The organism is Candidatus Binatia bacterium (genome assembly GCA_036493895.1).
Classification (GTDB): Bacteria; Desulfobacterota; Binatia; order UBA1149; family CAITLU01; genus DATNBU01.
Genome location: DASXOZ010000077.1, coordinates 1 through 21,216 on the forward strand (window position 1 = coordinate 1; position 21,216 = coordinate 21,216).

Consider the following 21,216-nt stretch of genomic DNA (forward strand, 5'->3'; position numbering starts at 1 on the left):
CCGGGTGCGGCCGCTGCTGCACCGGCACGAGCGGCTACGTGTGGGTGAACACGGGCGAGATCCGCAGTCTCGCGTCCGCCCTCGGTCTCGCGGTCGACGAATTCGGACGCCGCTATGTTCGTTCGGTCGCCGGCCGCTATGCGCTCGTCGATCGTCGCGGCGGCGACTGCATCTTCCTCGACGGCAAATCCTGCTCGGTCTACGAGCACCGGCCGGCTCAGTGCAGGGCGTATCCGTGGTGGCCGGCCAACCTGCGCTCGCCCGCTTCGTGGGAGAAAGCCGCAACGCTCTGCGAAGGAATCTCGGCGCTTGCGCCCGTCGTAGTGGCTGAGCTCATCGACGACGGACTTCGCCAGGCCCGCGGCGCCGGTCTCGCCGAAGGCTCCGAGGACGGCTCCGACGGAGAGTAAGAGTGTCTCACCGTGTTCGCGATTCCCGTTGACTCCCCCCGAAATTCGCCCCATCTTGCGGGAATCGTGAGCGAATCTACGGCCGCCGCGCAAGGCTTCGAGTTCGACGTCGAAGCTCTCGACCTCGACCATCTCAACGAGAGTCTCGAATGGAAAACGGCCGAGGAGCGCGTCGAGTGGGCCGTCGGCCAGCTCAAGCCCAACATCATCCTGTCGTCGAGCTTCGGCGCCCAGGCCGCCGTCTGCCTGCACATGTGCGTGCGGGTCTGGCCCGACATCCCCGTCGTCGTCACGGACACGGGTTACCTGTTTCCCGAGACGTACCAGTTCATCGACGAGCTCGCGGCCACCCTCAAGCTCAACCTGAAGGTCTACCGCGCCGAGCAGACGGCGGCGTGGCAGGAAGCGCGCTACGGCAAGCTGTGGGAACAGGGCGTCGAAGGCATTACGCGCTACAACCAGATCAACAAGGTCGAACCGATGCAGCGCGCGCTCGACGATCTCGGCGCCAAGGGCTGGATCGTCGGTCTTCGCCGCTCGCAGTCCTCGACGCGAAAGAAGCTCGACGTGCTCGGCATCCAGAACGGCTTCCTCAAGGTGCACCCGATCGTCGACTGGAACGACAAGAAGGTGTTCGACTACATGTTCGAATACGACCTGCCGTACCATCCGCTGTGGGAGCAGGGCTACATCTCGATCGGCGACGTGCACACTTCGCACAAGCTCGTCGACGGCGTGACGGAAGAGGAAGTGCGCTTCTTCGGCCTCAAGCGCGAGTGCGGGCTGCACGAAGACTTCGACCCGAAGAAGTAGCCTGGCTTGGCGGCGCCGGCATCGGGCGCGGCGCGCAAATGAAATCTGACCATTCCATGCGGACCGCCCGGTGCCGCACCAAGGAGACTCTACCGTGAAGAGACTCAAGACGCCGGTCCTGGCCACGATCATTCTCAGCGCGAGCGCTGCCTTCGCCTCGCCGACGCGTGACCATCTTCAGTGCTTCAAAATCAAGGATCCGGCCGCCAGGGCGGCTTACACCGCCGATTTGACCACCGGCAACACCAGCCTCCCGGCCGTGGAGGCGGGCTGCAAAATCAGCGTTCCGGCCAAGCTGCTCTGCGTCGACGTGGCCAAGGGGAACGTTTCGCCGGCCCCGCCGGGCAGCGTCGCCGGCGACGCCGCTCAGTCCTACCTCTGCTACAAGGCGAAGTGCGCCAGGCTCCAGGCCTCGACCGACGCTGCCGACCAGTTCGGAAATCGCACGGTCCAGGTGAGCTCCTCCAGCCTTGTCTGCGCTCCCATCACGTCCCCGTCGAGCTGCGCCAGTGACGAGGGGAACTGCAATGGAACCTGCGCCGATCTCATGACCGATACCGCCGATTGCGGAGCCTGCGGAAACGTCTGTTCTCCGTCGCTGGTATGCAGCGCCGGTGTGTGCGGATGCACCGCGGGACAGACCGAATGCGGAATGAGTTGCGCCGATCTCACCGCGGACCCGGGCAACTGCGGCGGCTGCGGGAACTCCTGCTCCTCCAACAACGTTACCACCCCGACCTGCGCGAGTGGAGTCTGCAACGGTGCCTGCGACACGGGATCGGCCGACTGCAACAATGACGAGCTGAACGACGGCTGTGAGACGAGCATCGCCAACGATCCGGACAACTGCGGCAGCTGCGGGCTAGTGTGTTCGGCATTCCATGACACACCGCTGTGCACTGGCGGGGTTTGTCAGTTCGACTGCGACTCAGGCTATGGGAATTGCGACAACACGCTGGCCACCAACGGGTGCAACGTCAATCTCCAGTCGAACCCGCAAAACTGCGGCTCCTGCGGCCACATGTGCTCCTCGAGTCACGTGATTGTACCAAGCTGCTCCGGCGGAGTCTGCGGGGGGAGCTGCACGACAGGATTTGCCGATTGCGACAACGACATCGGGAGCGACGGTTGCGAGACCAATGTCGCGTCGGATCCGAACAACTGCGGCGGCTGCGGGATCGTTTGTTCGCCATCATCGAGCGGCTGCGGTGGGGGAACGTGCCAGTGATGTTCCTGTCGGGACCGCCTCTGGTACGAGAGCAGCGCGCGCAATCCACATCGAGCCCTTGATGAAAAGGGCCGCCCAAATCTCGGGTGGCCCTTTCTCATTCACGGTTCGGACTGCTTGGCGGGTCAGCGCCTGGCGTAGCCTTGTCGGCTCGACTTACCCATGTCTTTTCCAATGTTTGGTAACCAGGCAGATTCGGAAATGGTGGGAGGATCTGCAATTCCGGCAGGGCGCGCGAACAAACTCCAAGCCATCGCGCACGTTCATTCGTTTGTGACGATCGCCTCGACTCATCGCAGACTCTCTCTCCCTTGGTAGGCGAATCTGCGGCCGCCACTTTCGTTGCCATAGCCCCGCCGGAACACTAAGCTCCCGGAACTTTCCAAGGGAGGTCCTGATGAAACGAACGAGATTCACGTTGGCGGCCACACTTTGCTTTCTGACAATCGCCGGCATTGCGACGGCGAAAGACATCTGCGTCATCGACACTCAACCTGGCCCGGCCCACTGGCACTTCTACAAGCCGAAGGGGCTGAAGCCGGGTTCCGCGATCGCGCTGAATGGCGTCTACGCCGCGGGCTTCATCAACTGTCCCGTCACCGGAACGGCCTTGTTGACGACTGGCGGGCAAGTGAGGCTGGGCGTGACAGTGCACTGTGGCGCGCCGATTGCCGGGGCCAATCTCGTTTTCAACGCCACCGGCACGCCGGACTTCACCATGACCGGTTCGTTCGACACCGATTGGGATGGAGTCCCGGATTTCCCCGTCAATTGGGTGCCCGAAGACTGCGCCACCGCCCCAGCGCTCTGATCGCAGCGTCGCCGGATCGTGTTCGCGTCGGCGAGACGCCCCGGTGCTGAAAAATCCCGGTCGGAGTGCGCGTTCACCTGCGCAATCCGACTGGGTTGGCCAGAAGGGAGATACTCCCCCCAGGCGAGTTGGCGTTGGGGAGTCTCGAGAAAGCGATCCGCGACGGCTCGGACTATATCTTCGAGACAACTCTTGGAGGAGAGACGATTGCGGATCTTCTCGCCGGGGCAGCGTCAGCCGGCTGCAAGATACGTATTTTTTACGTTGGTCTCGAATCAGCCGAAAAGCATATCGCGCGCGTCCAGGCGCGCATAGCGAGCGGGGGACATCCTATCGACGAGGATACGATCCGCAGGAGATACAGCAGTAGTCGCCTCCATCTGGTCCGACTCATTGCGCTGCTCGACGAGCTCGTGGTCTTCGACAACAGTCACGACGCAGATCCCACTGCCGGCAACGGTCCCTCGTTGAAGAAACTTCTGGTGATGCGGGCGGGCGTCATCCGGGACATGACCCCTGAGCTGGAAACCTCCCAGGGATGGGCCAAACCGATTCTTGCGGCTGCGATGGAACATCATGCGCAGATGACGCGTCGCCAGGTTTGAGAAAAATCATTCGCAAGGCCCGGCGTAGTGCCCGGGGACACTCATCGTCATCTTCCTCGGGTGGCCATCCTGCCCCGAGGTAGTCTTGATCGTCGCCTGCGAGGAATCCGTTCGATCGTTTTGCCGGAATAGAAGAGCGCACGTCATGGGCCGCGGCCGGCACGTACGGCTCCGGCGCCTTGCTACAACCCCGTCCACAACCCATACTGCTGCGGCAGCCAGCGTTTGCTGCTGCAACACTTGCTGGATTCCTCCGCAGCTTGATCAGGATTCGTGACGCGAGGCAGGCAGCCTCCGTCGATGGATGTGTTCGAAGCGCTCGCGTCGATGATCGGCCACACCGCCGTGGCGACGGACGCGGGAGACGAGCGGCACCGCTTGCGTTTTGCTTCGTCGAGTTTCGCAACTTGCCGTCCACGGAGAATCCGGATGAATCATCGTCACGTCCGCCATCTTTTCTCGTTCGTCCTCCCGCTGGCTGCATCGACGCTGCTTGCGATTTCGCCGTTGCCGGTACGGGCCGACACCTGCGATACCGGTGACCCGTGCACCGTCGGCACCTGCCTGCCCGACGGGAGCTGCGACCAGCAGCCCGGGAACAACGGCGCCTCCTGTGACACGTTCAATTCCTGCACCACCGGAACCTGCTCGAACGGTACGTGCGCCGAGACCAACAAGACCAACGGCGTTGCGTGCGACACGTTCGACGCATGCATGCAGAAGAGCGGTCATTGCGCTGCCGGCGTCTGTTCCGGCCCTGCGCTCGCGAACGGCGCAGCTTGCCGTCAGGACGTGCTCGGCCCGTGCGTGTCGGGAATATGTACGACGATTTCGACGTTCACGTTCTGCTCACCCGAATTCCCGTGCGGCCAGCCCACACCGTGCGATCTGAAGTGCAACCCGGAGAACGGCAACTGCCAGGCGTTCCCGACCCACGTCTGCGACGACGCCTGCACGACGGCCACCTGCACGCCGGATGCCGATTTCGGTTACACGTGCACGAACGCTCAGGACAAGGCCGATGATACGGCGTGCAACGTGTGTAACGGCAGTTGCAAAACAGGTGCATGCGTCGGTGCCGGCTCGGGCGGCAACGTGTGCGGCGACGGAACAGTCGGCGGCACGGAAGAATGCGATGACGGAGATGCGACGTTCACGCCGGGCCAGTCGTGCAGCGCAACCTGCACGCTCGTACCTTGCGGAAAACCGACGAACTCGTCAGGCGTTCCGCCGAAGACTTCGGACGCGCTGTTTGCGCTGAAGGCAGCAGTGAAGTCCGCCACGTGCGATCTTGCGCTGTGCGACGTGAACAACAGCGGGACGATCACGACCTCCGATGCCCTGATCATCTTGAAGAAAGCCGTAGGACAATCGATTACGCTGAATTGCCCTGCCGCGTGATGCGCGGCGAGGTTCGAACCCGCAAGCTACCCGACATCACACGGATTTCGTGCCGTCTCGTCCGGGCGCGTCAGTCCTTGGGAGCCTGTAGTCCCTCTACCGCGAGTTGAGGGCTGCTGCGAAACCCATCGAGCCCGGCCGAAGTGTCGAGACCTCGACGGATCTTGCCCGTTTGCGCGGGTAATTTGCTGGGAATCGTTCGAGCGACGGTGGGAAGTTTGCCACAGGTCGGCCTTTTCCGCATTCATGCGGCCTCCAGCGGACTTCTCCGCTGGAGCGCCGGCAGTCCCGCCGCAATCCATCGCACCCAACCTGAACGTCCGTCGGCCCCGCGCGTAAGGGAACGACACTACGGAAGAGGCAGTATGAAAATTCGGTATTCGCTCGCGGTCGCGCTTTCGCTTCTTGTCGCCAGCGCGGCCAACGCCGCGCCAATAGCCACCACGTCGCCCGGTAAGAGTTCCGTGTGGGTCGACGACCAGGGCACACTGGACGTTTCCGGCAATATCTCGACTTTGACCGCGACGATTTCCAAGGGAAAAGCCAAAACCGTCTTTCGGGTCGACGCGACCATCACGATCGGTGCCAACGCGCATCTGCCCGGTCTCTTTCTCGCACTGCTCGTCAACGGCGACGGCGTGCACCCGAACTTCGCTCTCGACTCTCAATGCGACACGACTGCCACCGTTGCGTGTACGATGGCCGCCTCGTTCTGGCTCGACATCGACGCGGCCGAGGCCGCCAGTCCTGGGGGATTCGTCGGAAAGCCGCTGGTCATCAGCCTCAGCGGGGGTAACACCGCGGATGATCCTACCGCGCTGAACTACACTGTGTCGTTGTCCGGCCAGGTGATCAAGAAATAGCCGCGGAGTTCGGTCCGACGCATCATTGCAGGGAAACGGTCGGCGCGCTGTCGAACGCGACAGCGCGCCGGCGATCTCGGCGCGTCGCTACTCGACGCTCAGGGCGCCGCCGAGAGTCTGCGAACTCCGATTGGCGAACATGAGATCGAGAAGGGTGCGATCATGGATCCGGCTCGCCACTCCCTACTCGAACTTCCCGTGGCGGCCGGCTCCCCCGGCAAAACGCATCGCGCCGCTGACGGTCTCGCCGCTCGCGAGCACTCTGAGTCCGCCTTCGGTCTCGCCGCGCATCGCGGCATCGAAGTCGCCGTCCCACTGCGCGTACGCGGAAGCGCGGTCGGCGTTCATGCAGACCTGGGGAAACGCGGCGATCTGCCGCGCCAGCGCCTCGGCCTCGTATCGCGCGCACCCGTCGTCGACGACGCGGTCGGCCAGCCCGATGCGCAGCGCTTCGTCGGCGCCCACCGGCCGGCCGGTCAGGATCATGTCCAACGCCCGTCCCTGGCCAATCAGGCGCGGCAGCCTCACGGTGCCGCCGTCGACCAGCGGTACGCCCCAGCGCCGGCAGAACACGCCGAAGACCGCGCTCTTTTCGGCCACGCGAAGGTCGCACCAGATCGCCAGCTCGAGGCCGCCGGCCACGGCGTAGCCTGCCACCGCGGCGATGACCGGCTTGGACAGCTTCATCCGTGACGGCCCCATCGGCCCGTCGCCGCCTGCCCGGACCACGTTTCCGCCGTTTTCCGCCACCGCCTGCAGGTCGGCCCCGGCACAGAAGGTGCCGCCTTCGCCGAAGAGCACGGCGACCCGGGCTTCGGGATCCGCGTCAAATTCCCGGAACGCTGCGGCAAGCTCCGTGGCCGTATCCCGGTCGACCGCATTACGGCGTTCGGGTCGCGAAAGAATGACGGTGAAGACGTTTTCTGCTCGTTCGACTCTTACTGGCATGGTCAACTCTCTATAGGATGGCCGGGTCGAAGTCCCGGCAACGGGAGGTTCCCGGAATCCTGGTATTCCAGCGGGAAAACGGCCCCAGGCTTGCGCCCGCCGCCGTTTCGGAGGACTTAAAGAGGCTCCGGACCGTATCGCGAGCCGTTCGCGAGCGGCCACGCCAAGGCCAGGAGGCCAGTTTTCCATGTTCGGATCCAGGCTCACGCTTCTCGTCGCCGCCGGGTCGATCGCATGCGTCGCCGGATGCGCCATGCCCGAGGTCCTTCCGCTCAACGGCGGAGTGACGCAGGGTCCTTCTCCCTACGGTCCCTGGTACGAACAGAACTGGTCGACCAACGCGATGCTGCTGGCGGCTTCCGACCAGCCCACGGCCGGCTCCGCGCCGAGCGATGCCGAGTTGAACGCAGCGACCGGCGGCACTGCCGCGACCGTCGCGGCGCCGAGCGATACGAACGCGGCCACGGGTGCCCCGATCGAAGTCAACGCGGCGCCACACGGCACGGACTTCGATACCTCGAGCCCGTATCAGTTCCCGTCGAGCGCGTATCAGGCGCCGGCTGCGCCCGCCGCGCCACCTCCGGGCAACATGGCACCTCCAGCGCCCGCCGCGCCGGCACCCGTGCCCGCTCCGGACCAGACGGGACCGATCCGCTACTGACCGGCCGCTCCTCGGCCGACTCTGCCGGGCCTCGCGCCGTGAGCACCGGGCCTCGTGCCCGCAGACACCGGGCCTCGCGCCCGTGAGCACCGGGCCTCGTGCCCGCGAACACCGGGCCTCGTGCCCGCCGATGGGAGCGTCGATCGTGAACGTGGCAACCATGCGGCGCCTTGCCGCTGCTCTTTTCGTCGCCGTCTTCTCGGCAGCACCCGTTTCGCCACTCGCGCTAGCCGCCGACACCCAGGCGAACGCTCCGCGCAACGGGTCCCGCTCTCATGCTGCCGACGGGACGATGGTCGTCTACGACGGCGTCAACGAGATGTACGTCGCCCCCGACCGCAAGGATACGTTCTGGATCAAGAACCGCTTCTACCATTACGAGGCAGGAGTCTGGCTGGCGTCCAACGCAATGGCCGGGCCGTGGGAGATCACGCCCGAGCGCTACGTGCCGGAAGCCGCACTCGGACGCTTCGCGCCCCTCAAAGGCGGTGCCACTGCGACGCTCCCGTCGGGACACCAGGCCGTCTTCGAGCCCAGGCTCAAGTCGTACAAGGTCGCCGGCAAGAAGGGCGTCTTCCTGTTCGACGCGGTTTTCTATCGCTACGACAACGGCCTGTGGCTCGAGTCCGACAAAGAAGACGGCCCCTGGACCCCCGCTTCTGCGCGGGTGCTTCCGGTGCCTCTGAAGAAGGCGGTTCCGCCGCCGGACGACGGCCAGAGCGTCACGCTGCCGTCGGGAGAGAAGGCCGTCTACGACGCCAAGTCGCGGGTGTTTTCGCTCGAGGATAAGCCCGACGTGCTGTTGTTCGACGGCGAGTTCTACAAGAAGCAGGACGACAAGTGGCAGGCGTCGTCGACGACGTCGTCGGGATTCGAAGAGATCGAGCCGAACAAAGTGCCCGGTCCCGTGCGCATCAAGGATCGCGCGAGCGGGACCGGCACGAAGAAGAACGACAAGAAGGGCGAGCCGAAAGAGCGCAAGGACAAGGCCGCCGTACAGAAGCGTGAAAAAGACACTTCACGCCCGCGCCGCCGCCAGCAGAACCAGAAGCGCCGCGAAAAGGGCTCCGGCAAAGACGATTCCCAGCCGCCTCCGACTTCCGGCGACTAGTCCGCCCGCTTCTTCCCGATTCTCTCCGAGACGTACGCGCGCATCGCCGCCAGCGACTCGGGATCCTGGGCGCTGCCGAGCAGCGCATCGCCGTCACCGAAGCTCGTCGTGCCGGCGCTCATTGCGTGCGCGACGGCATTGACGTGTTCCTTCGTGACGACGATCGGCACCGACGGCTTCGATGCGATCTCGCGTGCGAGGCCTTCCGCTTCACGCTCGACATCACTCGCCGCGACGACGCGATTGACGAAGCCGATCGACTTCGCTTCGGCGGCGCTGAAGCGGCGGCACGTCATCACGAGCTCCTTGGTAAGCGCGGGTCCGATCTCGCGCACGAGGCGCGGAATTCCACCCCACGCCAGCGGAATGCCGATGTCGATCTCGGGAATGAACATCACGGTGTCATCGGCGACGACTCGAAGGTCGCACGCCGCCATCAGTACGAGCCCGCCGCCGACGCTGTGACCGTGCACCTGCGCGATCGTCGTCGCGTGCATCTGCTCGATCGCGTCCGCCATGCGAAGCCCGTACTGGCCCACTTCCCGGCGGAAAATCCAGCTTTTCCCCGACGCAGGAATGCCGTCCACCAGCGGCGGATCGCGGAGATCGGCGCCGGCGCTGAACGAGCGGCCCTCGCCGCGCACGATCACCACGCGCACCTCGCGCTGCTCGTCGAACCAGCGCGCCGCGACGGCAAGCTCGCGCAGCATCGTGGCTCCCATCGCGTTCAGGCGCTCGGGCCGGGCCAGGGTAAGGCGCCCGAGGCGTGCGTCCACCGGGTCGATCTCGGCCCGCAGCGATTCGAAAGGGGGCGACGGAGGGGTGTCACTCATGGGGCGATTGCGTAGCACGTCGCAAAGGCGCGAACGAGAGCCGTCCACGCTATACTCCGAGGCGGTGGCCGGACGGGAAGGCAGCTTGTGGTCGCGGGGCTGGGGCGTGATCGCGCTTGCGGCGTTCGCCGTGCATCTCGGCGCCTCCGTCTACGAGGCTGCCGTCATCGCGCCGCTGTGGAGCGTTGCACCTCCGAAAAGCGTCACCGCGTGGGCGTCTCTCCCGATTCGCCCGGACTCCGCGACGTTCTTCCATTCGCTCGTCGCGGTAATCGGCGTTGCATCGCTGATGGCGTGGATCTCGGGACTGAGTGCGCGCGGATGGCGCAGGTGGTGGCTGACGCTGATGCTCGCATGCGCGGTCGCGCTTGCCGTGATCACGGTGGTGACGGTGATGCCTCTCGAGCGCGAGTTGTTCGGTGGAGGCGCGCTCGGCGACAAGGATGGAGCGTCGCTCGTCGCGATGACCGGAGACTGGGTGCGCGCAGCGGCATTTCGATTTGCCGCGCTCATCGTCGGCGCATGGTCGGCGTGGCGCGCGCAGGTTTGCGCAATCGCTTCCCGTCGCGTCGAGCATGCGGTTGCGCATGACGATGCAGCGTTCGTCATTGCCGCCGAGCCGAGTCGCGCGGTTCGCACCCGCCGGCCCCGCGAATTCTCGTTCGGAGACGAGGACGACGTCGACGTCACCATCGGGGACGAGGCGGTCACGCCTCGGGACCGCTGGCGACGCTCCCTACCAGGTGGTCGCCGGACAGCCAAAAAATAGGCATTTGCACAGCCCCCCGCGTTGACTGGCGGGGTTTTTTTGCCGCAATATACGCGCCTCGCAGGGCGACGACGCGTTTTTCCTGCGAAACACGGAGCGGCGGCGCCCCGGCGACCGGAGGCGGCTCAAACAACGCCTCCCGGACGCAGGCATCAGCCGGGCGACGCCAAAGCAGGCTGCCGCCGCACAACAGACCGCGGGCTGACACCCGCGACCAACGCGCGGGCCATCCCGCGCAAGACCGGCCGAACCCGTTCGGTCCCCGGGCCCCCCCAAGGGCCCAGCAGAAGGAGAAGGAGGCACATGGCAAAGAAATCCGCACCCATCGCCGCGGCGATGACCAAGAGCCAGCTCATGGCATCGATCGCCGAATCCACCAAGCTGTCCAAGCGTCAGGTTGCCGGCGTCGTCGAGTCCCTCGGCGAGCACATCGTCCGTCACCTCAAGCCGAAGGGCGTCGGCAAGTTCACGCTGCCGGGACTCGCCAAGTTCACGGCCGTGAACAAGCCTGCCCGCAAGGCGCGCAAGGGCGTCAACCCGTTCACGGGCGAGGAGATCATGATCAAGGCGAAGCCCGCCTCGCGCGGCGTCCGGATCCGTCCTCTCAAGGCCCTGAAGGACCAGGTCTGAGGAAGTTCGGGCTTTCGGTCCGCGATGCGGCCAGGGATGAGGTCTGCCGGCCTCTCCCCGGCCCGTCGCGGACCGGGCGCCGGGCCGGTCGCCGCTATCCGGCCCCGTTTTGACTTCCCGGCCGAAGTCTCGCACTCCACGCTGATGTTCCATCAGACCGATGATCTTCGGATCGCAGGCCTTCGCCCGCTGATCCCGCCCGAGATCCTGTTCGAAGAGCTCCCGATCACCGAGAAGGCGTCGACCGTCGTCTCCGACGCCCGCGAAGAGGCCACCCGCATCGTGCGCGGGCAGGACGACCGCCTGCTGGTCATCGTCGGTCCCTGCTCGATCCACGATCCGGCCGCAGCGCTCGAATACGCCCGGCGGCTATTGCCGGTGCGCCAGCAGCTCGCGGCCGACCTCTGCATCTTCATGCGGGTCTACTTCGAGAAGCCGCGCACGACGGTCGGATGGAAGGGCCTGATCAACGACCCCGACCTCGACGGCAGTTTCCAGATCAACCGCGGCCTGCGGCGCGCCCGGCATCTCCTGCTCGAGCTGGCAGAGCTCGCCGTGCCGGCGGGCTCCGAGTTCCTCGACACGATCAGCCCGCAGTTCATCGCCGACCTGATCTCGTGGGGCGCCATCGGCGCGCGCACCACCGAGAGCCAGATACACCGGGAGCTGGCATCGGGCCTTTCGGTCCCTGTCGGATTCAAGAACGGCACCGACGGCAACGTCCAGATCTGCATCGACGCGATTCGCGCCGCGGCCGGCGCTCACCATTTCCTGTCGGTCACCAAGCAGGGTCTTTCGGCCATCGTCGAGACCCGCGGCAACGACGCCTGCCACGTCATCCTGCGCGGCTCGTCGGCCGGCCCGAACCACGACCATGCGACGATCGACAGCCTGGTCGCGAAGCTGCGCGACGCGGGGGTGTGCGACCGCGTGATGATCGACTGCAGCCACGGCAACAGCCGCAAGGACTACCGGCGCCAGGTCGCGGTGGCCGGCGAAGTCGCCGCGCAGGTCGCGGCCGGAAACCGCTCGATCTGCGGGCTGATGCTCGAGTCGCACCTGGTGGCCGGTCGCCAGGACCTCGTCCCCGGCAAGCCGCTGGTTTACGGCCAGAGCATCACCGATGCCTGCATTTCGTGGGACGAGACGGTGCCGATCCTCGAGCAGGCGGCCGGCGCGGCGAGGCAGAGGCGCGACGCCGCCGACTCGGCGCGGTCCGCGCGAGGAAGCACGAAGTAGACCGAAGTCGTGCGGGGGTTCAGCGCTGGCCTGCAGCGCCGAGCGCCACGCGTGCGGAGCGCCCCTGAGCGATGCTGCGCAGCTCTTGTCCGACTCCGGCAGCGGTGCGGAAGTCCAGCGGCAGCTCCAGATATACGTGGAGCCAGCTGAGCGAGAACAGCACGATGAGCCCGGTGCCGTAATCCCACGCGTACAGCGAGACGGACGCGATCCACAGCACGATGTTCGCGATCGACCACGCGCGCGGCACCTTGTGCCACTGGATCACCGAAGTCTTCGAGAACCAGTTGAGGTAGTGGTACGTGTACGCGAACGCGATGAATCGCATCAGCGCAACGCCTGCGGGCGAGACATACACCGCGTCCGGCTGGTCGATGCCGGAAATCCCCAGAAACCCCGCCAGCGAGACGTTGACCGGCGCGAACATCTCGTAGGTGTCGTGCACGTACTGGCCGGGCATTGCGGACGGGCCGCCGCCGACGAGAAAAAAGCTCGCGCTGCACGCGACGAATACCGCAAGCTGCGCCGCGCCCGACGGGCTTCGCCCGCGCAGCGCGCCGTACAGCATGAACAGCGCCGTGAAGCAGTAAACGTGGATCAGCGTCGGCAGCATCGTCAGCAGCAGGGCCTGTGCTGCGTTGCCGCTGACGATGAGCGGCGCCACCGCGACGGCAGCGGCGATGAGCGCTGCCCTGGCCGCCAGGCCTGACTGCAGGACCATCGCAGCCGAAGCCGCAAGACTGAGGATCACGAGCCCGGCTGCCCACGGCACCACCCCGACGAGTCCGTAGCGGTCGACGGCGACGTACTTGAGAGCAAGCAGGACGGCCGTCATCGCGCCGAGCACGAGGTGGTCGCTCTTTCCCGGCGTGAAGTAGCTGCGGCTGTGCAGCCACGAGATCTGCGTCAGGTAGTGCAGGGGCCCGAGGATCGCGTACGCCAGCAGGAACAGCTGGAACGGCACCGCGAACGCCACCGCCGTGGCGGCCAGCATCAGTGCAATATTGAGGAAGTTGACCTGCCGAAGCGTCATGCCGCGCCGCGGATCGTACCCCGGAACGGCGACCGGCACTATGCCATCCAATGTATGGGGTCAGGCACCACAGGAATGGGGTCAGGCACCACAGGAATAGGGACAGGCACCGGGCGCCGCAGCGTCGGCAAAATACGCGGCGCGACGTACCCGCGCCCGGTGCCTGTCCCCGTCTGTTCAGAGCGGGATCTGCTTGGGAGGACGGATCGTCAGCTCCGCGATGTTCACCCAGATCGGTTGCGTGACGGCGAAGAGCACGGCGTTGGCGACGTCCTGCGGGCTCGACAGGAGCTGGCGCATCCGCGGCTGCACGGTTTCCATGACTTCGTCCGGAAGCCGCTCGCCCTGGCGCACATCGACGTCGGCGCCGGCGGTCTTCAGGAAGCCGGAGATGAAGCCTGGGTCGAAGTTGCGCGCGAAGTTCGTGCCGATCGCGCCGGGACAGATGTTGACGACGCGGATGTTGTCGTCCTCCAGCTCGCGGCGCAGCGTGCTCGAGATCGAGCTGACGGCGTGCTTGGTCGACCCGTAGACGCCCGAGTCGCTGCGATGGGCTGCGATCGACGAAATGTTGACGACGTGCCCCTCGGCGCCGCACTTGCGCATCGCGCGCACCGCTTCCTGGCAACCGACGAGCAGCGCGAGGATGTTCGTCTCGAGCATCGCCCTCCAGTGCTCCGGATCGCCGTCGAGGATCGGCGCGGGATACGAAAGTCCGGCGTTGTTGACCATGATGTCGAGTCGGCCGGTCTTCGCGACGGCGTCGGCGACGAGCTTGCGGGTGTCGTCGACCTTGCGGACGTCGCAGACGACGATGTCCGCCTTCCCGCCGGCGGCTTCGATCTTCTTCTTCGATTCGTCCATCGCGTCGCGGGTGCGACCGGCGAGAATGACGTGGGCACCTGCCGCGCCGAGAGTCTCGGCGATCGAGCGGCCGATCCCGCTGCTGGCCCCGGTGACGATGGCGGTTTTTCCGGAAAGGGTGACTTGCGACATGGCGGAACTCCTCCTGGAAGACGGGCGCAGTCGTACCCGCCCGGACTTGTGCGGGCGCCTCGCCCGCTGTGCATCAGGCGCCGTGCGCCCGCTGAGCATCGGGCGCCGTTCGCCCGCTGAGCATCGGGCGCCGTGCGCCCGCTGAGAATGGCCCGACGGAACCGAACGCCGGCAAATTGACATTCTGGACGTATTTTGTCAAATTATCCCAAGGAAGAAGGAAAAACATGGTCCGCCCCATCACCGCTACACGCGAGCGCATCCTGGCCGCCGCGCTGACCCGCTTCTCCCAGTACGGCTTCCGGCGCACGTCGATGGAAGACATCGCCGCCGAAGCCGGCGTGTCGCGCGCGTCGCTGTACTCCCAGTTCCAGAACAAGGAAGAGATTTTCCGCAGCCTTGCGGCCCAGCTCCACGACGAGGCCATCGAAGGAGCGGAAGCAGCGTTGCGGGAGCCGGGCCCCCTGGCCGAGCGTCTGCAGGCCGGCGTCGAGGCCAAAATGCTGCGCTTCCTCGAGATCGGCTATGCCTCCCCGCACGGCAGCGAGCTGCTCGGCGAGAACACGCGTCTTTGCGGAGACCTCGCTGCTTCGATGGAAGCGCGCTTCGACGAGCTGCTCACTGGCGTGCTGAAGAAAGCCGACCGTGATGGCCGGATCGATCTTGCGGGCGCGGGACTGTCCGCTTCGGAGGCCGCCGAACTGCTGGCGCGCTCGATGTCCGGCCTGAAGGGCCCGGGCGTGAGCGCCGTCACGTATCGAAAACGCCTCGCGGCGCTACTGAGGGTATTCGTGACGGGGCTCGGTGCGCAGGGTTTGGATCCGCAGGCGCGTCCGTGCGACACCGGCGACGCTTACAAAACTACCGCGTCCCGCCGCCCGCGCCGCCAAGCCGGGACTCCGCTACGCAAGAGGAGCGCAGGCCGATGAGCGACCTGATTCTTCATCATTACTGGGAGTCGCCGTACGCGGAGAAGATCCGTCGCATCTTCGGCTTCAAGAAACTCGCGTGGCGCTCGGTGATCATCCCGATCATCATGCCGAAGCCCGACCTGCTCGCGCTGACCGGCGGCTACCGCAAGACCCCGGTGCTGCAGATCGGCGCCGACGTCTACTGCGACACCGATCTGATCGCGCGCGTGCTCGACACGATTGCGCCCGATCCGCCGCTGTTTCCGGACGACTGCTACGGGCAGTGCTACATGCTCGGTCCCTGGCAGCAGGAGTTTTTCTGGCTCTGCGTGCGCAGCGCCGGCGCCGCCGCGCCGCTGTTTCCGCCGGGTTTCCTCGAAGACCGCGCGACGATGCGCGACAATCCGATTACCCGCGACCAGGCCATTGCCGACGTACCGGTGCACCGCGAGCAGCTTCGCGCCAAGCTCGACTTCCTCGATACCCAGCTTCGCGGCCGCCGCTTCGTGCTCGGCGATCGCATCAGTCTTGCCGACTTCGAGATGTTCCATCCCGCGAACCTGCTGGCGAAGATTGCGCAGGTCAGCCCGCTTCTGGATCCGTTCCCGAACATCGGCCGGTGGCTGGCGCGCATCGACGAGCTGGGCTACGGCGACGTTTCGGAGATGACCGGTGGCGAAGCGGTCGAGGCTGCGCGCGCCGCGGCTCCGGTTCCCGGTGGCACCGTCGATGCCGACGAACCTAACGCTCTTCGCCTCGGCGATCGTGTCGAAGTCGTCCATGAGAGCTTCGGACGCGATCCGGTTGCCGGCGACGTCGTGTCGTCGTCGGTCCACGAGATCGCGATCCATCGCCGGGACGAGCGTACGGGCGACGTCGTCGTCCACTTTCCGCGCGAGCACTATCGCATCCGCAAAATCTGAAGGCGCGGGCCGCGAGGCGCGTATGGGACTACGGGAGATACCCGATAGAGTTCAGGGTAAATACTGGTTTTGGATTAGTGTAGCTTCTATTAGCAGCCACGGGCTGGAAGGAGAGGTGATGGCCGGCGGGCTGGTGCCTGACCCCATTCCTGTGGTGCCTGACCCCATTACATCGCGATATTAAAGGAGGTTGCGCGCGGGGCCGCGCTGTCGTTACCTCGCGGTGGCTCGCCCGCGCCGAGGTCGATGGCTCCTTATTCCAATTCTGCAGCAGCGCTGCGCCGGGCCCTGGCGGCCGCCGCCGCCATCTGTGCCGCCGCGGCCCTGCCGGGGTTGGTCCGGGCCGCGGACACCCCCGATGCCGCAGTGCCGTCCGCAACGGCTGCCCCGGCGGCAGGCTCCGCCGCCACGGCCGAGGCCGCCCGCAACCTGGCGCTGCGTGACCGCGGCCTGCCCGACGACGTCACGACGAGCGAGCTGCTCACGCGCGCGATCGACCTGCGCCGCCGCGAAGATTTCGATCGCATGCTCGATGCGTACGAGCCGGGCGAGCTGATCGAGCACGCGACGCTGAACGACATCGACTTCGACAACCGCAAGCTCGGCGTCGACACGTTGTTCGTCGTCGGCGACGAGCTCTTCGCCTACCTGTTCCGTCCCGAGAACGGATGGGGAGGTAAGGGCCGGCGCATCGACGCGATCGATTACACGCCGAGCCCGCGTCGCATTCACGACGGCCTGAAGGGAGGCCCCGACGCATTCGCATGCGCCAGCTGTCACTCCAAGGGCGGTCCCGACGGCGCCGGCACCGGCACGCAGAATGCGTTCCTGCGCGGCGACGGCGTCGCGCTCGCGAGCGCCGACCAGCGCAATCCTCCGCACATGCTCGGACTCGGCCCGGTCGAATTGCTAGGCAGGGAGATGTCGAGCGAGCTTGCCGCCGAGGCGAAAGCCGCCGCCGACGCTGCGAAAAAAGGAAAACGCGCAGTCGACAAGCCGCTCGTGACGAAAGGCGTCTCGTTCGGCACGATCACCTCGGATGCAGACGGCAAGCTCGACTACTCGAAAATCCAGGGCGTGGATCCCGACCTCGTCATCAAGCCGTTCGGATGGAAAGGCCACCAGGCGACCTTGCGTGCGATGATCGAGGAATCGCTGCAGATCCACCAGGGCCTGCTGTCCAAGCGCATCCAGCTCGCGATCAAGGACGGAACCCTCGATCGCGGGCCGTACGGCAACGGCCCTTGGTACGACGTCGACGAAGACGGAGTGTCGCTCGAGATCGATTCCGGAATGCTGACGACGGTGGTCGGCTATCTCGCGCAGCTCGAAGTGCCGGTGATCCGGCCTCCGCACGACGCGCAGCTTCTCGACCTATTTGCCGCGGGCAGGCGCAGCTTCGAGACGATCGGCTGCGCGAGCTGCCACGTGCCGTCGCTCGACCTGAAGGATCCGAAGCTCAACGCCGCCGACGGTGTGCCCAATGCACCGGCGTTTCTCATCGATCTGTCGAAAGACGGCGATCAGCCGAAAGTGGAGCCGCGGTACGCATCGCCGACGACGTCGTACATCGTGCACCTGTTCAGCGATCTCAAGCGCCACGACATGGGACCCAGCCTGGCCTCGCCGGCTGCGCAGGGAGCGATTGCGGCCAGCGTGTTCCTCACGCGGCCGCTCTGGGGACTGGCCGAGACGGCGCCGTATCTTCACGACGGGCGCGCACCGACGATCCAGGATGCGATCGTGATGCACGGAGGTGAAGCGAAGGCCGCGCGCGACGCGTACCTCGCGCTCGACGAGAACGGCAAAGCGGGAGTGCGCGTGTTCCTCGCGTCGCTGTCGCGGCAGCCGAAGTTGTTCCTGCCATGAAGAGCTGGGGTCAGGCACCAGCACGTTGGGGTCAGGCACCAGTGAGCTGGGGTCAGGCACCAGTGAGCTGGGGTCAGGCACCAGTGCGCTGGGGTCAGGCACCAGCACGTTGGGGTCAGGCGCCAGCACGTTGGGGGCAGGCACCAGTGCGCTGGTGCCTGACCCCGGTCGCCTCGATCGTCGCGGTTGCGATGCTGTTCTCGATCGCATGCGGCCAAGAGACGGCCGCCGCTGCGTCGCCCGAAACCGCTTCGCAGTCGTGGCGCTCCGATTGCCAGCCGATCGTGCGGCCCGCTCCGCTCAGCATGGATGCTGCGCGCGATGCGCTGCGCACCGCCGAGCGGCGCCAGGATCTGAAGCTTCGCGAAGCCGCTTCGCCCGGTGCGCTGATGCGCGAAGTGCACGCGAAGATCGGCGCGAAGGATCTCGCCGGCGGGCAGGTGTGCCCGTCGGAGCTGGCCGAGCTCGGCGAACGGTTGTTCGAGCACGAGTTCAACTTTGCCGACGGCCTTGGAAGCGGCGAAGCGTCGCATTCATCGACAGGGCCTTTTCGCCGCGTGCACGGCGGGCTTTTCGGCGGACCGGAGACGATCTCGTGCACGTCGTGCCACTGGATCGGCGGCCCCGGCGGTGCGGGCGCCGAGACGGACGATGCGTTCCTCGACGGCGACGGCAAAACGCCTGGTGCAGGCGACGCTCGAAATCCGCAGGCCCTCGCTGCCCTCGGCGTCGTGCAGGCGCTGGCACGAGAGATGACGCGCGACCTGCAGCATCAGCGCGATGCATTGCTTGCCGATGCGGCGAAGGCCGGAGATTCGCGCGAAAAACACCTGGTGACCAAGGGCATCGATTTCGGCGTGCTGCGCGCGACGAAGAGCGGGGCGATCGACGCGTCCGGCCTTGCCGGCATCGACGGCGATCTCGTCGTCAAGCCGTTCGGATGGAAAGGCACGCGCGCCGACATCGAGAGCTTCGCGAGCGAGGCGCTGCAGTTTCACCTCGGCGTGCAGAGCGACGATCTCGTGGCCTCCGACGACGTTGCGATGAAGGGCAGCGGCAAGGATCCGATGGATCCGGACGGCGACGGAGTGCGAGGGGAGTTCGATCACGCGGCGATGGCGGCAGTGACGACGCATCTTGCGCTGCTCGAGATGCCGGTCATCGAGCCGCTGATCCAGGACCGCATGCTGGCGCCCGCGGCGACCGGACTTCTCGCGCCGACGACGACGAGCTTCGTCGATGCTTTTGCGCGGGGGCGCGAAGAATTCCATGCGCTGGGCTGCGCGTCGTGCCACCAGCCGATGATGGTGCTCGACAGTCCGATGGTCGAGATCAACGGGCTGCCGCCGATCGATCTGTCGAAACAGATGCGCCAGCCGGGCCTCGTCTACGATGACAGTGTGCGCGGATATCCGGTGTGGCTGTTCAGCGATCTCAAGCGCCACGACATGGGCGAGGCCAATCGCGCGCGGCACGTGCAGCGCGGGGTTGCGGTGGAGCAGTACCTCACGCCGCGGCTGTGGGGTGTTGCCAACTCGGCGCCGTATCTTCACGACGGCCGCGCACCGAGCCTCGACTACGCGATCGCGGGCCACGACGGCGAAGGCGCCGCCGCGCGCGCCGCATTCTCCGCGCTGTCGCTCGAGGACAAGGGCGCCCTGCGCGTCTACCTGATGTCCCTGCGCCGAGCCCCCCGCATAATTGTTCCATAGTTGTAATGGGGTCAGGCACCAGAGGAATAGGGTCAGGCACCAGAGGAATAGCCACTATTCCTCTGGTGCCTGACCCCATTACTACTTTCGCATGACAAACAGGTCGAGGTAGCCGACGAGGTCGTCGGTGCCGACTTTGTGGCGCAGGGATGCGACGAGCAGGGCGGGCTGGCCTTTGCCGTCGGGGTCGGGGGCGCGGCGGATGTGCCAGCCGAACCACGCTTCGCTGTCGTCGCCGAACCACTCGGCGAGCACTTCGCCGGTGCGACCCGAGCGGATCTCCATGCGCCCGGCTTTTTCGTGGTCGGCTTCGAGGTACCACGGCGCGCCGATCGCGATGTCGTCGAAGCCGTCGCCGTCGATGTCGCCGGCGCTCACGACCATGCGGCCGTACAGCTCCCCGTGCTGCCTGCCCACCCAGTGACGCAGCACCGCGCCGGTCTTCGACGAGTAGATCCACATTTCGCCGGGCAGCTTGCGCGTATGATCGAACGTGCGCGGAGCCGAGATCGCGAAGTCGCCCTTGCCGTCGCCATCGAAGTCGCCGACCTGCGCGACGATTTCGCCGAGACCCATGTCGGCGCCGTCGCCCTTCCATTCGCGCAGCAGCGCTCCGGTCTTCGACGACAGGAGCTGGGCGCGGCCGGTCGCACGGCCCGGTGAGTCCAGATACGTGAAGTCGCCGACGAGAAGATCGCTCTTGCCGTCGCCGTCGAAGTCCTCGGTGCGCGCAAGATACCAGCCGAACGACTGGCTCGGCTTTTCCGGCGCGTAAGTCTGCAGCACCGACCCGTCCTTGCCGCTCAGCAGGTAGACGCGGCCGCCGCTTCCGGATGGTGCCCCGGCAAAGATATCGGGCGCGCCGTCGCCGTTCTGATCGCCGGCAGCAGCGAGATCCCAGCCGAGATTCTCTTCGCGGTCGGCCCGGTGCGACCAGATTTCGGCGCCGGTCTTCGGCGAGCGCGCCGAGATGACGCCGCGGAACACTCCCGGTTCCACTTCGGCGTTCGGCGCCGAGATCACGAGGTCGGCAAGGCCGTCGCCGCTGATGTCGCCGATCGGCAGCACCGAGTGGCCGAACAGGCCGTTCTTCAGCGTCCCGTCCCACTGCCGGATCTTCGCTCCGGTGGCGCCGGACCAGACTTCCGCGGTGCCGTCCTGGAAAATTCCGTCGGCGAGCTTGAAGCGCGCGCCGGCGGCGATGTCGGCGCGGCCGTCTCCGTCCATGTCCACGGGTTCACCGAAGCGGAAGCCGACTTCTCCGTGCGGCACATCTCCGTTGATGCGCAGCGCGCGACACCAGCCGTGACTGGAAGCGTCGCAGGGCGGCGGCGCGAGGATGCGAGGTGCGGGCGGCGCTTCGTCCGCGTGGGCACTGCCCGCGCCCGACAGGACGAAGAGGAACGCAGCGAGATGAAGTGGAAGCGGTCGCACCGGCTGAATGGGAGAG

21 protein-coding genes are annotated in these 21,216 nt (G+C 66.1%); 16 read left to right on the forward strand and 5 right to left on the reverse strand.

The window, feature by feature from the left end; all coding sequences use genetic code 11:
* The 7 genes from VGK20_18170 to VGK20_18200 form a co-directional block, all read left to right on the forward strand.
* On the forward strand, positions 1-410 hold a 410-nt coding region (locus tag VGK20_18170; GenBank protein HEY2775972.1), incomplete at its 5' end, for a YkgJ family cysteine cluster protein.
* 66 nt (positions 411-476) lie between these two features.
* Entirely contained in the window at positions 477-1,223 is a 747-nt protein-coding gene (locus VGK20_18175) for a phosphoadenylyl-sulfate reductase (protein ID HEY2775973.1), read from the forward strand.
* A 94-nt stretch (positions 1,224-1,317) separates the two neighbouring features.
* The gene (locus VGK20_18180; GenBank protein ID HEY2775974.1) at positions 1,318-2,451 is read left to right on the forward strand and encodes a hypothetical protein; all 1,134 of its coding nucleotides are present in this window, start codon (positions 1,318-1,320) and stop codon (positions 2,449-2,451) included.
* Between the two features lie 397 nt (positions 2,452-2,848).
* Positions 2,849-3,262, forward strand: a complete 414-nt coding sequence (locus VGK20_18185) for a hypothetical protein (protein ID HEY2775975.1) — start codon at positions 2,849-2,851, stop codon at positions 3,260-3,262.
* Positions 3,263-3,396: 134 nt separating this feature from the next.
* On the forward strand, positions 3,397-3,867 hold the full coding sequence (locus VGK20_18190; protein HEY2775976.1) for a hypothetical protein: 471 nt from the start codon (positions 3,397-3,399) through the stop codon (positions 3,865-3,867).
* A 429-nt stretch (positions 3,868-4,296) separates the two neighbouring features.
* Positions 4,297-5,268 carry a hypothetical protein gene (locus VGK20_18195; GenBank protein ID HEY2775977.1) on the forward strand — a complete coding sequence of 324 codons (972 nt, stop codon included), beginning with the start codon at positions 4,297-4,299 and terminating at the stop codon, positions 5,266-5,268.
* Between the two features lie 464 nt (positions 5,269-5,732).
* Positions 5,733-6,131, forward strand: coding sequence for a hypothetical protein (locus tag VGK20_18200; GenBank protein ID HEY2775978.1), 399 nt, complete (start codon positions 5,733-5,735; stop codon positions 6,129-6,131).
* A 183-nt stretch (positions 6,132-6,314) separates the two neighbouring features.
* Here the strand turns inward: VGK20_18200 and VGK20_18205 are convergent, their stop codons facing one another.
* Entirely contained in the window at positions 6,315-7,079 is a 765-nt protein-coding gene (locus VGK20_18205) for a crotonase/enoyl-CoA hydratase family protein (protein HEY2775979.1), read from the reverse strand.
* Between the two features lie 187 nt (positions 7,080-7,266).
* Here VGK20_18205 and VGK20_18210 point away from each other — a divergent pair, with 187 nt between their 5' ends.
* Complete coding sequence (locus VGK20_18210; protein ID HEY2775980.1) at positions 7,267-7,740, forward strand: hypothetical protein; 474 nt, start codon at positions 7,267-7,269, stop codon at positions 7,738-7,740.
* Positions 7,741-7,885: 145 nt separating this feature from the next.
* Positions 7,886-8,851: a hypothetical protein gene (locus tag VGK20_18215; GenBank protein ID HEY2775981.1), complete on the forward strand. Its 966-nt coding sequence runs from the start codon at positions 7,886-7,888 to the stop codon at positions 8,849-8,851.
* On the opposite strand, the gene VGK20_18220 is transcribed toward VGK20_18215, so the two are convergent.
* Positions 8,848-9,684 (reverse strand): enoyl-CoA hydratase/isomerase family protein, encoded by an 837-nt coding sequence (locus tag VGK20_18220; protein HEY2775982.1) that lies wholly within the window; start codon positions 9,682-9,684, stop codon positions 8,848-8,850. The genes VGK20_18215 and VGK20_18220 overlap by 4 nt on opposite strands.
* A 64-nt stretch (positions 9,685-9,748) precedes the next feature.
* Here VGK20_18220 and VGK20_18225 point away from each other — a divergent pair, with 64 nt between their 5' ends.
* The 3 genes from VGK20_18225 (at position 9,749) to VGK20_18235 (ending at position 12,322) form a co-directional block, all read left to right on the forward strand.
* A complete protein-coding gene (locus VGK20_18225; GenBank protein HEY2775983.1) occupies positions 9,749-10,453 on the forward strand; it encodes a hypothetical protein in 705 nt (234 codons plus the stop codon).
* 303 nt (positions 10,454-10,756) lie between these two features.
* Positions 10,757-11,083, forward strand: coding sequence for an HU family DNA-binding protein (locus VGK20_18230; protein ID HEY2775984.1), 327 nt, complete (start codon positions 10,757-10,759; stop codon positions 11,081-11,083).
* Between the two features lie 144 nt (positions 11,084-11,227).
* Positions 11,228-12,322: a 3-deoxy-7-phosphoheptulonate synthase gene (locus VGK20_18235; protein ID HEY2775985.1), complete on the forward strand. Its 1,095-nt coding sequence runs from the start codon at positions 11,228-11,230 to the stop codon at positions 12,320-12,322.
* A gap of 19 nt (positions 12,323-12,341) precedes the next feature.
* On the opposite strand, the gene VGK20_18240 is transcribed toward VGK20_18235, so the two are convergent.
* Positions 12,342-13,355 (reverse strand): hypothetical protein, encoded by a 1,014-nt coding sequence (locus tag VGK20_18240; GenBank protein HEY2775986.1) that lies wholly within the window; start codon positions 13,353-13,355, stop codon positions 12,342-12,344.
* Between the two features lie 177 nt (positions 13,356-13,532).
* The gene (locus VGK20_18245) at positions 13,533-14,534 is read right to left on the reverse strand and encodes an SDR family oxidoreductase (GenBank protein ID HEY2775987.1); all 1,002 of its coding nucleotides are present in this window, start codon (positions 14,532-14,534) and stop codon (positions 13,533-13,535) included.
* A gap of 44 nt (positions 14,535-14,578) precedes the next feature.
* Between VGK20_18245 and VGK20_18250 the strand changes: the two genes are divergently transcribed.
* From VGK20_18250 to VGK20_18265, 4 genes are all read left to right on the forward strand, one after another.
* Positions 14,579-15,280, forward strand: coding sequence for a TetR/AcrR family transcriptional regulator (locus tag VGK20_18250; GenBank protein ID HEY2775988.1), 702 nt, complete (start codon positions 14,579-14,581; stop codon positions 15,278-15,280).
* On the forward strand, positions 15,277-16,185 hold the full coding sequence (locus tag VGK20_18255) for a glutathione S-transferase family protein (protein HEY2775989.1): 909 nt from the start codon (positions 15,277-15,279) through the stop codon (positions 16,183-16,185). The genes VGK20_18250 and VGK20_18255 overlap by 4 nt, the downstream gene beginning before the upstream one ends.
* A gap of 366 nt (positions 16,186-16,551) precedes the next feature.
* Complete coding sequence (locus VGK20_18260) at positions 16,552-18,054, forward strand: di-heme oxidoredictase family protein (GenBank protein HEY2775990.1); 1,503 nt, start codon at positions 16,552-16,554, stop codon at positions 18,052-18,054.
* A 146-nt stretch (positions 18,055-18,200) separates the two neighbouring features.
* On the forward strand, positions 18,201-19,766 hold the full coding sequence (locus VGK20_18265) for a di-heme oxidoredictase family protein (protein ID HEY2775991.1): 1,566 nt from the start codon (positions 18,201-18,203) through the stop codon (positions 19,764-19,766).
* An 81-nt stretch (positions 19,767-19,847) separates the two neighbouring features.
* Here VGK20_18265 and VGK20_18270 read toward each other — a convergent pair whose 3' ends face one another.
* Positions 19,848-21,200 carry an FG-GAP-like repeat-containing protein gene (locus tag VGK20_18270; protein HEY2775992.1) on the reverse strand — a complete coding sequence of 451 codons (1,353 nt, stop codon included), beginning with the start codon at positions 21,198-21,200 and terminating at the stop codon, positions 19,848-19,850.
* Positions 21,201-21,216: the final 16 nt, after the last annotated feature.

What these genes read in the sequence shown, in the direction of transcription:
- VGK20_18240 (HEY2775986.1), bottom strand. Translation starts at nt 13,355, where the DNA reads ATGACGCTTCGGCAGGTCAACTTCCTCAATATTGCACTGATGCTGGCC.
- VGK20_18185 (HEY2775975.1), top strand. Translation starts at nt 2,849, where the DNA reads ATGAAACGAACGAGATTCACGTTGGCGGCCACACTTTGCTTTCTGACA.
- VGK20_18205 (HEY2775979.1), bottom strand. Translation starts at nt 7,079, where the DNA reads ATGCCAGTAAGAGTCGAACGAGCAGAAAACGTCTTCACCGTCATTCTT.
- VGK20_18210 (HEY2775980.1), top strand. Translation starts at nt 7,267, where the DNA reads ATGTTCGGATCCAGGCTCACGCTTCTCGTCGCCGCCGGGTCGATCGCA.
- VGK20_18245 (HEY2775987.1), bottom strand. Translation starts at nt 14,534, where the DNA reads ATGTCAATTTGCCGGCGTTCGGTTCCGTCGGGCCATTCTCAGCGGGCG.
- VGK20_18255 (HEY2775989.1), top strand. Translation starts at nt 15,277, where the DNA reads ATGAGCGACCTGATTCTTCATCATTACTGGGAGTCGCCGTACGCGGAG.
- VGK20_18195 (HEY2775977.1), top strand. Translation starts at nt 4,297, where the DNA reads ATGAATCATCGTCACGTCCGCCATCTTTTCTCGTTCGTCCTCCCGCTG.
- VGK20_18230 (HEY2775984.1), top strand. Translation starts at nt 10,757, where the DNA reads ATGGCAAAGAAATCCGCACCCATCGCCGCGGCGATGACCAAGAGCCAG.
- VGK20_18235 (HEY2775985.1), top strand. Translation starts at nt 11,228, where the DNA reads ATGTTCCATCAGACCGATGATCTTCGGATCGCAGGCCTTCGCCCGCTG.
- VGK20_18220 (HEY2775982.1), bottom strand. Translation starts at nt 9,684, where the DNA reads ATGAGTGACACCCCTCCGTCGCCCCCTTTCGAATCGCTGCGGGCCGAG.
- VGK20_18250 (HEY2775988.1), top strand. Translation starts at nt 14,579, where the DNA reads ATGGTCCGCCCCATCACCGCTACACGCGAGCGCATCCTGGCCGCCGCG.